This window comes from Clostridium sp. M62/1 (assembly GCF_020736365.1).
Classification (GTDB): Bacteria; Bacillota; Clostridia; order Lachnospirales; family Lachnospiraceae; genus Otoolea; species Otoolea saccharolyticum_A.
Genome location: NZ_CP085988.1, coordinates 3274279 through 3288988 on the forward strand (window position 1 = coordinate 3274279; position 14710 = coordinate 3288988).

Below are 14710 nucleotides of genomic sequence, written 5' to 3' on the forward strand. Positions count from 1 at the left end.
AATGGAGCCGAACTCTCTATTATGCGGTATTTTATGCCAGTTTTTACTTCAGCCTTCTATGGGCTCACATACTGTGAAGGGTTGACGTATGCCCCATTCACTCTGACTCCGAAATGAAGGTGCGGCCCCGTTGAATATCCGGTAGAGCCAACCTTGGCTATAACCTGCCCCTTCTTAACTGTCTCACCCACAGATACCAGAAGCTTGGAACAGTGCATGTATACAGTGGATACCCCGCCTCCATGGTTTATCATAATGTAGTTTCCGGCCGAGTAGCTGTATGTAGAGATAGTGACTGTTCCGTCGGCAGCTGCGACAATATCACTTCCCGACGATGCCCCTATATCGATTCCCTTGTGGTTGCTGGAAGCTCCCTCCGTCGGTGAGCTTCTCCCGCCAAACCCGGAGGTGATACGGCTGCTGGAAGGGCACGGCCATATAAAGCTAATATTCCCAATACTTACCGTTTTATACTCCTCTCCCTTCTCCTGGGCCTTCTTCCTTGCCTCCTCTTCCTGGCGTTTCAGCTCTGCCTCTATCTGCTGAATTCTGTTTTCCTGGGCCTCTATATCTTCCTGATAGGAGGCAAGCTGCGATTCATTGGCTGCAATCTGATTCTGGTATTTCTGCAGCTCCCTCGACTTTTCTCCCACCAGTTTCTCCACAGAGTCCTGCTTGGCCTTTGTCTGCTCCTGCAGGGTCAGAAGCTCTTCATGTTCTGCTTCCAGCTTCTCTTCATCGTCAGCTATCTTCTCCTTTATCTCTCCGTATTCGGTGAGCTTTTTTCTGTCATAGGATGAAATCTGCTGGATATACTCTGCCCTGTTCAGCATCTCAGACATGGAGCCGGATTCCAAAAGCAGATCGAGATAGCTTGTATCCCCTTTTTCATACATATATTTTATCCTCAGCTTCATGGAGGCATACTGCTCTTCCTCCGTCTTTTTAGCCTCCTCAAGCTGAGCCTTCGTCTCCTCAATGTCGGCTTCCTTGTCTGTAATCCGGCTGTCCAGGGAAGAGAGCTCATCATCTAACCGGGCCAGTTCCCCGTCCAGCTCCTTCACATAACTCTCCGTATCTGCCTTCAGCTTCTCCAGCTCCTGTATCGTTTCCTCCGTCTTTTTCTTCTCCTCCTCCAGAGAAGATATTTTGTCCTTTGCGCTGTCAATATCACCCTTTCCCGCCGCCTGAACCGGTATAACGGCCAGAACCGCAGCCAGCGCAATCAATCCAGTTTTTATACTGCGTTTTCCCATGTGCCTCATCTCCTAAACCTTAAGGTGCCTGCGGATTGTAAAAAAGCTTCCCACAAAGCCAATCCCTACTCCCAGCAACATGGCCACTCCCACCATATACGGGAAAATAACGTGGAGCGGAATGAACACAACAATATTGGAAAGCATCTCAAAATGCTCTCCCAGATAGGATATCACCTGTCTGTAAACCATATAGATCAGCCCCAGAGGAATGGCAGCTCCCACCAGACCGATAATAATTCCCTCCACCACGAACGGGGATCGGATCATAAAATTTGTGGCGCCGATCAGCCTCATAATTCTGTTCTCATTCTTCCTGAAGGCAGCCGCTGTCCTGATGGTATTGCTGATCAGGAAAATAGACACGGCCAGAAGAAGAATAATAATCCCAAGAGACACGCTCCCCAGTATTTTGTTAAAATCCGTCATCCCTGCAGCTACATCCTTGGAGTAGTTGACTCTCCGCACTCCGTCAAGGGACTGAAGCCACGACACCATATGTTCCTGGCTCGTCAGATCCGTCAGGAAAATTTCATAAGAAGCAGAGTCTGCCAGGGGATTATCCTGTTCAAACCCCTCTGCCAAATCCTCCATACCCGCAAAATAGTCCGCCTTAAACGATTCCCAGGCCTCCTCCGGCGAGGTGTAGACGCATTCCTTCACATTCGGCTGTTTTACTATCTCAGCTCCAATAGCCTGAATCTCCTCCTGTGTCAGGTTTTCATCAAAGAAAACTGTGATTCCCACCGTAGTTTCCACATTTTTCACCATGTAGCGCACATTCGCCACAAGGGAGAAAAAAATGCAGAACAAAAAGATACAGGCGGATACAACAGCCACAGAGGCCAGCGAAAACCAAATATTTTTTCCTATATTTTTTATGCCTTCCTTCAGGCAGTACCAAAATGTGCCTACTCTCATATCTGTTTTCCTCTTCCTCTGTCCCGTCCTCTCTGCTCTCTTACCTGGCTGAAGGATACAGTTTTGTCCGCAGACTGGCTGTCCACAGGCACTTCCATGGCTCCTCCATAACTCTTTGCGCCAGAACCATATTCCTCACGGCCCAAGCCGCGGCCGCTCCGGCTCTCTGCCTGACTGCGGACACTTCTCTCATACTTTTCTCTTTCATCCCTGACTGCTCTTTTTGTGCTCTCCGACTCTTTTACGACAGGTCCCCGCCTGGAATGAATCTCTTCCACCTGCAGCTCCCCGTAATCCCACGGCTCCATAACCTCATCACTGACGACACAGCCTCTGTCAATGGTAATCACCCGTTTTCCCATTTTTTCCACAATCTCATGGCTGTGGGTAACGACCACCACCGTAGTCCCCCGCCGGTTGATCTGCTCCAGAAGTCCCATGATCTCCATGGAATTATGAGCGTCCAGGTTTCCTGTGGGCTCATCGGCCAGAAGAACCGCCGGATTGTTGATCAGCGCCCTTGCGATGGCCACTCTCTGCTGTTCTCCTCCTGAGAGCTGGTTCGGATAGGACTTATATTTTGAGGAAAGTCCCACCTGCCGCAGGATGGCGGGAACATTTTCCTTTATCTTCCTTGTGGGTATTCCGAGAACCCGCTGGGCAAAGGCCACATTCTCGTATACGGTCATGTCCTTCAGCAGACGAAAATCCTGAAACACGACTCCCAGCATTTTTCTGTATTTCGGCACATAGCGCCGGGGCATCTTTCCCAGCTCCATATCATTTACAATAACCTTTCCGGATGTTGGCTCCACTTCCTTTAAAAGAATCTTCATCAGGGTAGATTTGCCGGAACCGCTGCGCCCCATGATAAAAACAAACTCTCCCTCCTCGATGCGTATGTTGATATTTTTCAGAGCCTTATTCTTATTGTCATATGTCTTATTGAGATTGATGATCTCTATCATGCTCTTCTCCTCAGATTATGTAAACTGCTGCAACACATGGGCCCCATTTCTGCACAATTGCTCCCCCACATATTGCAGCAGTCCGCTTTCTGCTTATATTTCTTTTCACACTGGCCCGGCGGTCCTGAACAGTACCGCCGCAGGCACTCACTATTTTCAGCCGTGCACACCAGTCCTGGTTTCTTAAAGCTTTCCCGGGCAGCATTCCCCAAAACTTCCCGGACAGTATTCCTCAAAACCTTCCCCGGACAGCGCTCCCCGCTTTTCTCTGAATCGGCTGCGAAGCCGCCAGAAAATTTATCGCCCTGCCATCGGGATTAATAGTCAAGATTTTCCATATACTTCATATATTTTACAACCATGAGCGCAATCTTAAAGGTAATCGCGTCCTCAAACACCCGCAGATCGAGACCTGTGCTCTTCTGGAGCTTATCCAGGCGGTAAACCAGAGTGTTTCTGTGAATATAGAGTTGTCTGGACGTTTCTGATACGTTTAAACTGTTCTCAAAGAACTTGTTGATCGTGGTCAGGGTCTCCTCGTCAAAGTCATCCGGTGACTTTCCATCGAAGATTTCCTTGATAAACATACGGCACAGGGGCAGCGGAAGCTGGTAGATCAGACGTCCGATTCCCAGGTTGCTGTAGGCCACTACGTTCTTTGTGCTGTAGAAAATCTTTCCCACATCCAGGGCCATCCTGGCCTCCTTGTAGGAGCGGGATACATCCTTAATCTCATTGACAATGGTTCCGAATGCCACATTGACCTTCGACAGAGCCTCCGTGTTCAGCATGTCGAGAATCATGTTCGCCGTCTTTTCCAGATCGCTGTAGGTCTCACCCGGCTTTACCTCCTTGACAAGAATAATATTTTTCTCGTCTACTGCCGTAATGAAGTCCTTCGTCTTTGTGGAAAACAGGCTTCTCACAGTTTCCAGGGCGTTTCCGTCCTTCTCCATCTGTGTCTCGATAATGAATACCACACGCTTCACATTGGTCTCAATGTGGAGCTTCTTTGCGCGGTTGTATATATCTACTAAAAGCAGGTTGTCGAGCAGAAGATTCTTGATAAAGTTGTCCTTGTCAAACCTCTCCTTATAGGCAACCAACAGGTTCTGTATCTGAAACGCCGCCATCTTGCCAACCATATATACATCATCGCTTCCGCCTCTTGCCAGCAGAACGTACTCCAGCTGATGCTCATCGAATACCTTAAAGAACTGATGCCCCTGAAGCACCTGGCTGTCAGCCGGTGACTCCACAAATGCCAGAATTGCATTTTCGTACTCTTCCGCACCGGAAAAAGTGGAGGCCAGAATCTTTCCCTCTGTATCGCAGATACACAGATCAACTCTTGTAATCCCTTTTAACCCCTCAATATTTGTCTGGAGTATCTGATTTGATATCATAGCCTTCTCTCCTTTTCAAAAATTTTCCCTGATTACTATATTAATGCAAAACGCCGAAAAATGAAAGAGTAATTATTAATTCTTCACAAAAAAACGCAAATTTTTTTCGATTCTGATTCGATTCCGACAGGAAGCTGTTAAAAATTCCCAGTCACTGCCAAGGCAGCAAGGTCTTTCCTGCAGCGCAAAAAAGGCAGACTGTGCGAAAACAGCCTGCCAATCGGGAAACTTTTTAAGCTGCAGACAAAGGTCTTAAGACCTCCGCTCTGAAGACCATCTGAATGCTTATCTGAAAGCTATCTGAGGATATTGCGTCCGCTCTCCTTGTCAAACACACACATATTCTCCTTTTTCACATGGAAGGATACTGTTTCCTTCGAAAGTTCTCCCAGAGGCTCTGCAAGGCGGAGCACAAAGGCCCCCTCCTCTCTGTTCATGGACAGCAGCTTCCCGTCCCCGGACAGTTCACACGCCTCTGCCGGAACCGTGAACACCTCATTCTCAGGATGCTCTCGGTCTGCCCCGAGACAGGCATCCTCCGGACGGATTCCTACGGTGATTTCCTTTCCGTCGTACCCCAGCTCCTTTATCTTTCTTCCCAGCTCCTTTGGAAGCAGGATGCGGCCTTTCTCTAATTCCACATATACCTGAGGGCCTTCGCTGACTGCAGTGCCATCCATCATGTTCATGCCAGGATTACCCACAAATTCCGCCACAAAGCGGTTGACCGGACAGCAGTAGATATTTCTCGGCGAATCTGCCTGCTGAATGGTGCCATCCTTCATTACAACGACCGTTTTTCCCATCTTGAGAGCCTCCATGGGATCGCCTGTCGCATAGATCGCCGTGGTCTGCATTCTCTCATACAGCTTCAGCAGCTCGTTCTGCATATCCTCCCTGGTCTTTTCATCCCGACTGGAAAAGGGTTTGTCCATCAGAAAAATTCCGGGCCTCCTGGCAATGGCACGCCCCACTGCCACCAGCTGTCTCTGGGCCTCTGTCAGCTTTTCCGGCATACAGTCAAGCACCTCTGCCAGATCCAGAATCTCTGCTGTCTCTCTCACCAGGCAGTCAATCTCCTTCTGCGGAAGATGTTTCAGTTTAAGTCCGAAAGCCATATTTTCATAGACAGACATCTGGGGATAGAGAGTACAGTTTTGAAAAATCATGGCAATCTCCCGCTCTCTGGGTCCTGCCTCATTTGCCCTCTGTCCGTCTATCAGAAGCTCCCCCGAAGAAATATCCTCCAGTCCTGCTATCATACGCAGCACAGTGGATCGTCCGCAGCCTTCCGGCCCCACAAGCACAACAAAATCATGATCTTCTATCTCAAGATTAAAATCCTTTACAACTACATGTCCGTTCTGATAGTATTTTGTGATGTTCTTCAGTGACAATCCAGCCATTTCTTCTCCTCCTAGATAACCCTTTCGTTTATATGTATCATATCTTGATACGGAACCAGACAAATTTCATCGCCAGCCTTTGCAGTCATTATACCTTGAAACATCCACGCTGAACTATCGTCTCAACTGCCAAAAAAAGCCTTATTTTTTGTATATGTTGTAATAAGTCGGAAAAAAACTGTTCAATTTGCCAAATATTACACTCTCTTTTCTCCCAATTCCATATAAAATCATTACGAATCCCATGTTGCTTCAAAAGTGCCGAATATTTCTGTGAAAAGTTCACAATAGGTACCGCCTCTTTTCGGGGAATGTGAGAGTGTTTTGCATAAATGTCAGAGAATTCTAAGCAGAGGAGGCAAACAGAACGTAAGTCTATGTAACACGTCTTTTTCTGAAAACAGAAAAATTCTGCAGAAAAAAAGCACCAGCTTCTGCTCTCGCAGATAACTGATGCTCTCTCCAGTTTATAACTGGGGTACAAGGATTCGAACCTTGAAATGACGGAGTCAGAGTCCGTTGCCTTACCATTTGGCGATACCCCAACAACGAATGTCATTATACTATATGGTTTCGTGTCCGTCAATAGTTTTTTTAATTTTTTTTATTTTTCTGCCAAATCAGCTTTTTCTTCAGCATCAATCATAGTCATCTACCAGCTTAATGCGGACAGCCACTGTGTTGATAAAACCGCCCTCCGGAAGTTCCAAATCTGCTTCATGGCTGATTCCAGGAAGCTCCCAGCTGTCCTCCAGCTCCACACGAATCCATGCCTCCTCAGCCTCCTTGGCTCTCTCAAGGGCCTCTTCAAAGTTATCTCCCTCAGCCACGCATCCCTCCAAATCAGGGAATACAACTTTATATCTTCCATTCTCATCCAGAATAAAAATTGCCGGATATGCAAATTTCATGATCATTCCTCCTGCCTTTAGTTAGTTTCCCTTCCCGATGGCATGTCGGTGCTTCAGCTCCAGCATGATCCGGGAATGCAGGCATCACTGCCAGCCCAAACATAATGCCATATCCTCTGGATATGCTACTCTCTCCGGGGGATGCGCACTCGCCGCAGTGGTGTTTTGGCTCCCTTCGGGTCCCATCGGGACGTTAGTCAAATGCATGCTCATGCAAGCATGGCATGCATTTTTCTCGCTATTATATCATAAAAACAGCTGCGTGGCAAACAGGAAACGCCGTTTCGTAAAACAGACAAAGCGGATCTGCCTCCCAAAGATTTCTCTCCTCTTTTCTGTGCAGATTCGCTTTGTCTGGTTTTCTTTTATTAAAATTCCGTTTGTTTTAATCTCTGTCTGTTTTCTGTGTCTTTATCAATAGCTTCCGTCCCGCCCGCTTTTGTCCATGCAGTATTCTGTCTCCTCACCCGGTCTCCACTCTCCGCTTGGGGCGGGCAGAGTGACTGGCATGCCGCTCGCCTCTTTCGCACTGTCCGAAAAGTCACACGCGCACTTAACATCAGACCTGTATTTCCGTTCCCTGCTCCTTAGGCGGAACAGACCTGGATTCTGCAGGCTCAGTCAGCGCAGGCAGTTCTGCTGCGGCTGCATCCGAGGTTTCTGTGCCCTCCTGGCTTTCACCCTTTGATCCTTCGTTTTCCTGGCTGCCCTGCTCTCCTTCGCTCTCCTCAGTCTCCTCCTCTGTATCTCCGTCATCTTCGTCCGGGTCATCCGGGCTTTCTTCGTCTCCATTGCCCATGGCGCCGTCGCTGATGTCAGGAGTATCAAAATAGCCCTTCACCGTTCCGTAGGAGCCTCCCTCTCTGGGCTTTACGCCGCTTAAGATAAAGACATAGGATTCTCCTCCTTCCAGGCCTTCTATCTCGATGGCGCAGGAGTCAGGACCCGTATCTGTGATCTTGGCTGAATAGCTTCCGCCGTTTGAGTCCTGCACAGAAATAGTCGGATTTTTCCATCTCACCCGTTCTTTAAAGGTCACATCTAAAATGCCCTCGTAGTAATCTACATAGTCGATTCTGGCCTTCTTTCCGCTTTCTGCCTCTTCCTCCTGCTCCTCTGTTTCAGGAGTTCCGGCTGTAGAGACAGGGGGAGCCGTCGCAGTTGGCTGAGAGGTGCTCACACTCTCTGTACTCTGACTCTCCTCAGAGCTTTCTGTCTGTATCTGTGAAGTTTCTGTCTCGGCTGCAGAGGTTGTGTTCTGTGAAGATGCTTCCTCCGTTTCTGCAGTGCCGCCTATCTGATAGGAACGCTCCGCAATTTCCCTGGCAATCTCCTCCATGGTCATTCCTGCAAAAGCCTCCAGCTCCGCTTCAGACAATCCGTTTTCTTCTACCAGCTCATACAGGAAGCATGCCTTTCCATAGGAAATATTGTACTGATCTGCAATCTCGCCAATCTCCTGGGTATCCGTCGCCTGCTGATCATAGACCACCGCATTGACCTTATGGGCCTCCAGGGAGGTCTCAATGTCAGTCACCACATCCTTCCTGAGCACGGAGGCCTTCTCCGTATCCTCATTGGTAACGGTAACCAGAATCGCGTTGTCCAGCTCGTCCAGGTAGCCGCATCGAACCATCGAACCGATAATGGCATTGACTCCTATATTCAGGTCAACCCCTTCCAAGTCCATGTCCGCCAGAACTGTGACGGCATCCTCATTCAGTGCCTCTGTCTCGAGTATCTTGTCCTTACGGTTTACTGAAATTTCAATGCTTGGATTTACATCCAGCCCGATAACCGAATCCACCCGTGTATTCTGATAATGCATCACGCCGCCGTACAGGGCTGCCACACAGAGACAGGCTGCAGCCGCCGTAACCGCTCTTCTCATCTTCCTGTATACCTTCAGACGTTTTGGCTGCTCTATATACCGAAGCTGCGGGGTGTCCAGATCGATCCTGTCTAATACATTGGGAGTCAGGGCTTCCACCGCCGATTTCAAATGGCTGGCAATCTCATCATTATTCCATTTTTCATGTGCATCGGCCAATGTTATCCCTCCTCTCTCAAATAATTTTTCAATTTCTTCATGGCGCGGCTGTACTTTGACAGCACAGTGGCTAACGGCATACCCAAATCTGCCGCGATCTCCCTGTGCTTCAATCCTGCTGTCGTATGTAGCAGTACAATCTGCCGCTCCTCTTCCTTCAGGATTTTCAGGGCCCCGTAGAGCACCAGCTTATCGGCGGCATCTTCTATCTGAGGACAGAATTCACCTGTCTCCATCTCTGAAAGATCAGAAAGCCCCATGTCCGACTCATGCTTCTGATCCCTGAATCTCATATAGCAGAGATTTCTGGCTATCGTAAACATCCAGGCCAGGGGTTTTCCCTGGGACTGGTAGCTGCCCGCTGAGGTCCACACCTTCAGATAGGCTTCCTGCATGATCTCCTCCGCGTCCTGAGGATTTCTCACAACAGAAAGAATAAAGCTGTACATGGACTTATCCGTATTCTGATATAACTGGCGGAATGCCTCCTGATCGCCTCCGGCAATCTTTAAAAGAAGCTTCTCGTCACTCAGCCTCCCATAATCGTCAGGCCCCTCCAGGGCGGCAAACATCCCCATCAAAAACATGGATTTTGTTTCCTTTCTATTAGTTTAATGCACCAGAACCGTTTATTATTGCATGAGCTGTAAACTTTTTTCATCATATCTCACGCTTTTTAACAGCAGTCCCTCCGCCGGAGCCGTAAAACCGGCGTTTTCCCTGTCTTGCGATTCAAGCGCCTTCCTCACGGAATCGACAGTTCTCCTGTGAAGTCCGATCTCTATCAGCGTTCCCGTCAGAATCCTCACCATATTATAGAGAAAGCCGTTTCCCGTAAACTCCAGAAGCACACGGCTTCCGTCCCTGTGAATCTCGATTTTTCGAAGTTCCCGGACTGTGGACTTCTTCATCCTCTTTGCCGAACTGAACGCCCTGAAATCATGGCTTCCCAGAAGGAGCTTCGCTGCCTCTTTCATTGCCAAAAGATCAAGCTCCTCTCCCAGGCCATAGATATACTTTCTCTCAAACACATTTTTCCGGCCGGCCGTTTCGATCTGGTAGAGATACGTCTTTTCCACTGCGTTCAGGCGGCTGTGAAACCGCTCCGGAACCTCCATGGCACTGATGACTGCAATATCCTCCGGCAGATAACGGTTCAGATAGTCCATCACTGCGGCGGATACGCTTGATGCTTTTCCTCCATTTTCTTTCTTTTCCGGTGTTTTATCCACAAGTTCTTCCAGACAGCGTTCCTCTAACCGGAAGTTGGCTACCTGTCCCAGAGCATGAACGCCTGCGTCTGTGCGCCCTGAACCGTGAATCTCCACAGGTTCGCCTGCCAGTTTCTCCAGAACTGCTTCCAGCTTTCCCTGGATGGTATTTTTTGTATTGCCCTGCTTCTGCCAGCCGTCATATCGGCTTCCGTCATACTGAAGAACGATTTTTATATTTCTGTACACTGCCGTTTCTCCCTGCCTGCGCCGGAGCCCTCTTTTAAGGCTGCCTGACGCCTGTTGTTATGTTTCCCTGTATTTTCCAAATTATCCTCAGCCTTCTCTTTCTCCCTTTTTCATGAGATATGCCGCTGCCCTGAAAAAGCAGACGGCGGCGGCAGTTCCAAACAGCACACCGCTCATATCCAGCCACACATCGCTGATCTGCCCGGAGCGCCCCGGTGTGAAAAGCTGGATTGTCTCGTCCACAAACGGCAGAAAGACGCTGAGGAAAAGCTGAAGCAGAACCCGGCATCTTCCAAAGCCCTGCACCTGATTCAGACTCTGTGTCAATAGAACTCCCAGGAGTGTGTACTCACAGAAATGAGCACATTTTCTGATAATATGGTCTGTCAGCCACAAAGCGCTGATCCCCGCACTGTCCAGCAGGCCGTGAACCAGTTCCAGGACAAAACCGCTCTCCTGAGATGAAATAGCAGCCGGGGTCATGGAATTGGAATATATAAACAGCACATAGCATACAAGGACTATGTGCCAGATACGAGTTTTCTTCATGTCATCGTTCTTCCCTTCTCTCCGCCTGCTTCTGGCTGTGCGGATACTCTTATCTTAAAATTTCATTATAGTACAGGCACTTTCGATTGTAAAGAATCTGTGGAGCTGCTCCTTCCCGCTTCCTCTTAATTTTATTTTGCTATATGCCCCATTTTCTGGATATTCTATTCTTCAGCCGTTCTTATCTTTTGATCAAATTCCGTTTATCTGCTCAAAAATGTCAAATCGTCTTCTCTCACAAATTTCTTTTCTTTTTTCAGCCTCATTTCGTCCTTTTGACGGAGCTCATAAACACCCGATGAAACATCGTATTATCCCCTGTTTATAGACGAAAAATTGTTTTTGAAAAGGTACAAAAAATATGGTTTCCGTTATTGACAATTTATTTTAGGGTGCTATACTGAGGGCAATCAAAGGGAACGTGCCTTTGATAAAACTTAGAAAAGCTGAGGGATTCCCTCTGCAAAAACAGCATAATATTAAAAGCGAAAGGATGATTATCATGTCCAACAATGAGAAAAAGGATTTAGTTCATGAGGTAAACGTAGCTGCTTCTCTTTACAGCTTTAATACAGATACAAAAAAGGAAGAGGATGCACACGCACACCCGGCTGAGGATACCTTAGAGAGAGAACTGACAGACATCTCCCTGCTCTACAACCTGGAAAATAAATAAAAGACAGGCGTGAAACAGCTTCCTGTTTTAAACTGTTTCCGCTCAGAATACCGCAGCCAGTACCGGGCCTGCATGCAGCCTGGTTCTGGCTGCGGTATTTTCTTTTCTCCCGGTTCTATCTTCCCGCCGCCAGTTCTGCTTATTGGGAATACATAATAGAACCGCGCGGCTGCTTTAAGCAGCCTTTTCCTCTGCGCGGCGTGCGCATCCCGCCCGGCAGGGCTTTTTGTATTATAGGAAATTCGGAGGAATTTCCTATAATACAAGAAAAACCCCTGAAAAATCAAGGGTTTCAAGCGGAGACGGTGGGATTCGAACCCACGTGCCGGGATGAACCGACAAACGCATTTCGAGTGCGCCGCGTTACGGCCTCTTCGCTACATCTCCAGTCTGTACCGCTGGCCTTCCAGCGGCATCTTTTGTATTATACAAAATTTTTCCCGGTTTGTCACCTGGTTTTACAGCTTTTTTGCCTTTTTCTTCTGTCTTCTCTACTCTCCGGAGCTGAAAAACTGATCAAGGCCGTCGGCAATTCCCAGAGCGATTCTGTCCTGGTACTCCTCCTGAGATAAAAGCAGCTCCTCCTGCTGGTTGCTCAGAAATCCAACCTCCAGAACCGTAACCGGAACCTGGCTCCAGTTTATTTCGCTGAGTGTATCTGTCTGCTGTACACCGCGGTTTCTGGCTCCTGTAGCCTGGCTGACGCTGCCCGAGATGCTTCTGGAAAGAGCGTAGCTTCTGCCGTATATGCCGCTGTTGTAGGGATTTCCCGATGACTGACAGGTGGCAAGGATACCTGATACGGATGTACTCTCCTGGCTGTGAGTATGGATGTGGACAAGGGCTCCTGCACCGCTTCGGTTGGCTATCTCCGCCCTCTCCGCGCAGCTCAGGTTGATGTCATTGCTCTCTCTGGTCATAATGACTGTATAACCTCTCTCTGTGAGAATCTGCTTCGCCTTCCTGGCGATCGACAGCGTCACATCACACTCTCTGAGTCCCAGAGAATTTCCCACAGCTCCGGCCGGCATTTTCTGCCTCTGGGAGAAAGAATCCGGCCCTGCCGGCTCCTTTGAGGTATTTTCCTTTCCCTGATGGCCTGCGTCCAGCACAACAATCCGCCCATTGGAGACTGGGATCACCGTCCCGTCAGAGGCCGCCATAACTGCCGCGTCGGCCGGCACAGCTCTTCCCTGCGGCGCATCAGCCTCCGGCACAGGCTCCTGTACGATTTTTTCCGGCTCCTGAACCTTCACATACTGGGACGCCACATAGCAGGTCCTTCCGTCATAGAGTACACGGCTCCACTCTTCATTTTTTCCGGTCCTTTCAAGCACCTCTCCTGCCTGAAGCTGCGTAATGATACGGCTTCCCGTCTGGCTTTCCGCCCTCAGATTAACTCCGTTTTCCTGAACGGTCACCAGATCCTCTGTATCCGCAAAACCATTGGAGGTAGTCAGGGCGCTGTCCAGCTGATCAATCTGCGGCTCTCCGTCCCCGGAAACAGCCTGACCCTCTGCCTGGCTGCCGGCTCCGCCCGCAACTGCGTCGCTCAGATAAAGCTCCTGCTTCTCTCCTTCTTTTTCCTGCCCTTCTGCAGCCTCGGCTGCCATAAGTTCTGCAGTAGTCTCTGCCTGTGCCTCCTTCAGTACCTCCGTTTTATCTGAAAAAATCCTGAAGCCCTCTCCCAGATAAAACCCTCCGGCGCAGAGACAGACAGCAAGCAGAGCTGCTGCTGCCAGGCCATATGCCAAATCTCTTTTGGGTCTTTTGCCTCGTCCGGGCCTTGCCCCCTGCATAATTTTAACCTTACGCCCCTGGTTCGCCGTCCGCCCTGCAGCGGCCGGCCGGCCAAGGCTCAGACTCTTTGAAGGCCTGCTTCCCAGCCCTGACTTCCTGTCAGAAATTAGGCTGCGGAGGGCTTCCAGCTTCTGCACAGGGAATCTGGCGCCTCCTTTTTTCCTCTCTGCATTTTTTACATTGCGGCGGGATCTTCCTCTCTGCTTTTCACTCTGATTCTGAATCATAGGATGGTACCTCCTCCAGCCACATATTCCCCGTCGTACAGCACAACGGCCTGTCCCGGCGTGATGGCTCTCTGAGGCTCGTCAAATACACATTCCGCCAGGTCACTGCCTATTTCCCTCACTGTGCAGGGTGCTCCCTTGTGGCCATAGCGGATTTTGGCGATGAAGCGGTGTTCCTCTCCGTGAAGCCCGTCCACTGCCATCCAGTTGATCCGGTTAAACCGCAGCGTTCTGGAAAATACATCACTGTTCTCCCCGATCACCACCTCGTTGGTCTCCGGACGGATTTCGACCACGAAAACAGGATGGCCCATGGAAAGGTTTAAGCCCTTTCTCTGGCCCACCGTGTAGTGAGTGATCCCTTTGTGGCGTCCTAAAACATTTCCCTGCAGATCCACAAAATTTCCTTCCGGAAGCTCCTTTCCTATGTCCTCCCTGATAAATTTGGCATAATCATTGTCAGGGATAAAACAGATCTCCTGGCTGTCGGGTTTGTGGGCCACTCTCAGGTTCAGCTCCTGCGCCATCTTCCGAATCTCGTCCTTCGTGTACTCGCCCACAGGCATGAGTGTGTGGGCGAGCTGCTCCTGAGTGAGATTATAGAGGGCGTAGGTCTGATCCTTGGCTGCTGTGGCAGATTTTTTCAGGGCATAGCGGCCATTTGGCAGCTTCTCAATCCTGGCATAGTGGCCTGTGGCAATGTAGTCCGCTCCTATTTCCAGACTCCGTTTTAAGAGGGACTCCCATTTCACAAACCGGTTGCAGGCAATGCAGGGATTTGGAGTGCGGCCTCTTAAGTACTCAGCCACAAAGTAATCCATGACGTTCTCCCTGAACTCTTTTTTAAAGTTCATCACATAATAGGGGATGGCGAGATCCTCCGCCACCCTTCTGGCGTCGTCCACCGCGCTGAGTCCGCAGCAGCCGCCGTTCTCTTCCACAGCTTCCGGTTCCTCATCCTGCCAGATCTGCATGGTCACGCCGATCACGTCATACCCCTGTTTTTTCAAAAGCCAGGCAGCCACGGAGGAGTCAACTCCTCCTGACATGCCTACCACTACCTTCTTTTTCTCCATGGTG

12 protein-coding genes, 2 tRNA genes and 1 pseudogene are annotated in these 14710 nt (G+C 49.4%); 1 reads left to right on the plus strand and 14 read right to left on the minus strand.

Features of this window, described 5'->3' with window-relative positions:
* Window positions 1-56 precede the first annotated feature (56 nt).
* From LK436_RS15280 to LK436_RS15330, 11 genes and pseudogenes are all read right to left on the minus strand, one after another.
* A complete protein-coding gene (locus LK436_RS15280; RefSeq protein ID WP_021966394.1) occupies window positions 57-1256 on the minus strand; it encodes a murein hydrolase activator EnvC family protein in 1200 nt (399 codons plus the stop codon).
* Between the two features lie 12 nt (window positions 1257-1268).
* On the minus strand, window positions 1269-2177 hold the full coding sequence (ftsX, locus tag LK436_RS15285) for a permease-like cell division protein FtsX (protein ID WP_008395410.1): 909 nt from the start codon (window positions 2175-2177) through the stop codon (window positions 1269-1271).
* A gap of 311 nt (window positions 2178-2488) precedes the next feature.
* A pseudogene (gene ftsE / locus LK436_RS15290) lies at window positions 2489-3145 on the minus strand (cell division ATP-binding protein FtsE); the annotation flags it as partial.
* 317 nt (window positions 3146-3462) lie between these two features.
* Entirely contained in the window at window positions 3463-4551 is a 1089-nt protein-coding gene (locus LK436_RS15295) for a PucR family transcriptional regulator (protein WP_008395414.1), read from the minus strand.
* Window positions 4552-4847: 296 nt separating this feature from the next.
* The gene (locus LK436_RS15300) at window positions 4848-5957 is read right to left on the minus strand and encodes an ABC transporter ATP-binding protein (protein WP_008395415.1); all 1110 of its coding nucleotides are present in this window, start codon (window positions 5955-5957) and stop codon (window positions 4848-4850) included.
* Between the two features lie 473 nt (window positions 5958-6430).
* Window positions 6431-6502, minus strand: a tRNA-Gln gene (locus LK436_RS15305).
* 93 nt (window positions 6503-6595) lie between these two features.
* The gene (locus LK436_RS15310; protein WP_021966506.1) at window positions 6596-6868 is read right to left on the minus strand and encodes a type II toxin-antitoxin system HicB family antitoxin; all 273 of its coding nucleotides are present in this window, start codon (window positions 6866-6868) and stop codon (window positions 6596-6598) included.
* Between the two features lie 559 nt (window positions 6869-7427).
* Window positions 7428-8918, minus strand: a complete 1491-nt coding sequence (locus tag LK436_RS15315; RefSeq protein WP_008395418.1) for a hypothetical protein — start codon at window positions 8916-8918, stop codon at window positions 7428-7430.
* Window positions 8919-8920: 2 nt separating this feature from the next.
* Complete coding sequence (locus tag LK436_RS15320; RefSeq protein ID WP_008395420.1) at window positions 8921-9505, minus strand: RNA polymerase sigma factor; 585 nt, start codon at window positions 9503-9505, stop codon at window positions 8921-8923.
* A gap of 45 nt (window positions 9506-9550) precedes the next feature.
* Window positions 9551-10378, minus strand: a complete 828-nt coding sequence (gene truA, locus LK436_RS15325) for a tRNA pseudouridine(38-40) synthase TruA (protein WP_008395421.1) — start codon at window positions 10376-10378, stop codon at window positions 9551-9553.
* An 87-nt stretch (window positions 10379-10465) separates the two neighbouring features.
* Window positions 10466-10927 (minus strand): VanZ family protein, encoded by a 462-nt coding sequence (locus tag LK436_RS15330; RefSeq protein WP_008395422.1) that lies wholly within the window; start codon window positions 10925-10927, stop codon window positions 10466-10468.
* A 502-nt stretch (window positions 10928-11429) separates the two neighbouring features.
* Between LK436_RS15330 and LK436_RS15335 the strand changes: the two genes are divergently transcribed.
* On the plus strand, window positions 11430-11603 hold the full coding sequence (locus LK436_RS15335) for a hypothetical protein (RefSeq protein WP_021966503.1): 174 nt from the start codon (window positions 11430-11432) through the stop codon (window positions 11601-11603).
* A 297-nt stretch (window positions 11604-11900) separates the two neighbouring features.
* Here the strand turns inward: LK436_RS15335 and LK436_RS15340 are convergent.
* The 3 genes from LK436_RS15340 to mnmA all read right to left on the minus strand — a co-directional run bounded on the left by LK436_RS15340 (window position 11901) and on the right by mnmA (window position 14706).
* Window positions 11901-11990: transfer RNA gene (locus tag LK436_RS15340), tRNA-Ser, on the minus strand.
* Between the two features lie 104 nt (window positions 11991-12094).
* The gene (locus LK436_RS15345) at window positions 12095-13630 is read right to left on the minus strand and encodes an N-acetylmuramoyl-L-alanine amidase (RefSeq protein ID WP_008395427.1); all 1536 of its coding nucleotides are present in this window, start codon (window positions 13628-13630) and stop codon (window positions 12095-12097) included.
* Window positions 13627-14706 (minus strand): tRNA 2-thiouridine(34) synthase MnmA, encoded by a 1080-nt coding sequence (mnmA, locus tag LK436_RS15350; RefSeq protein ID WP_008395428.1) that lies wholly within the window; start codon window positions 14704-14706, stop codon window positions 13627-13629. The genes LK436_RS15345 and mnmA overlap by 4 nt, the downstream gene beginning before the upstream one ends.
* Window positions 14707-14710 lie beyond the last annotated feature (4 nt).

What these genes read in the sequence shown, in the direction of transcription:
- LK436_RS15335 (WP_021966503.1), top strand. Translation starts at nt 11,430, where the DNA reads ATGTCCAACAATGAGAAAAAGGATTTAGTTCATGAGGTAAACGTAGCT.
- LK436_RS15345 (WP_008395427.1), bottom strand. Translation starts at nt 13,630, where the DNA reads ATGATTCAGAATCAGAGTGAAAAGCAGAGAGGAAGATCCCGCCGCAAT.
- mnmA (WP_008395428.1), bottom strand. Translation starts at nt 14,706, where the DNA reads ATGGAGAAAAAGAAGGTAGTGGTAGGCATGTCAGGAGGAGTTGACTCC.
- LK436_RS15320 (WP_008395420.1), bottom strand. Translation starts at nt 9,505, where the DNA reads ATGTTTTTGATGGGGATGTTTGCCGCCCTGGAGGGGCCTGACGATTAT.
- LK436_RS15295 (WP_008395414.1), bottom strand. Translation starts at nt 4,551, where the DNA reads ATGATATCAAATCAGATACTCCAGACAAATATTGAGGGGTTAAAAGGG.
- LK436_RS15310 (WP_021966506.1), bottom strand. Translation starts at nt 6,868, where the DNA reads ATGAAATTTGCATATCCGGCAATTTTTATTCTGGATGAGAATGGAAGA.
- LK436_RS15330 (WP_008395422.1), bottom strand. Translation starts at nt 10,927, where the DNA reads ATGAAGAAAACTCGTATCTGGCACATAGTCCTTGTATGCTATGTGCTG.
- ftsX (WP_008395410.1), bottom strand. Translation starts at nt 2,177, where the DNA reads ATGAGAGTAGGCACATTTTGGTACTGCCTGAAGGAAGGCATAAAAAAT.
- LK436_RS15300 (WP_008395415.1), bottom strand. Translation starts at nt 5,957, where the DNA reads ATGGCTGGATTGTCACTGAAGAACATCACAAAATACTATCAGAACGGA.
- LK436_RS15280 (WP_021966394.1), bottom strand. Translation starts at nt 1,256, where the DNA reads ATGGGAAAACGCAGTATAAAAACTGGATTGATTGCGCTGGCTGCGGTT.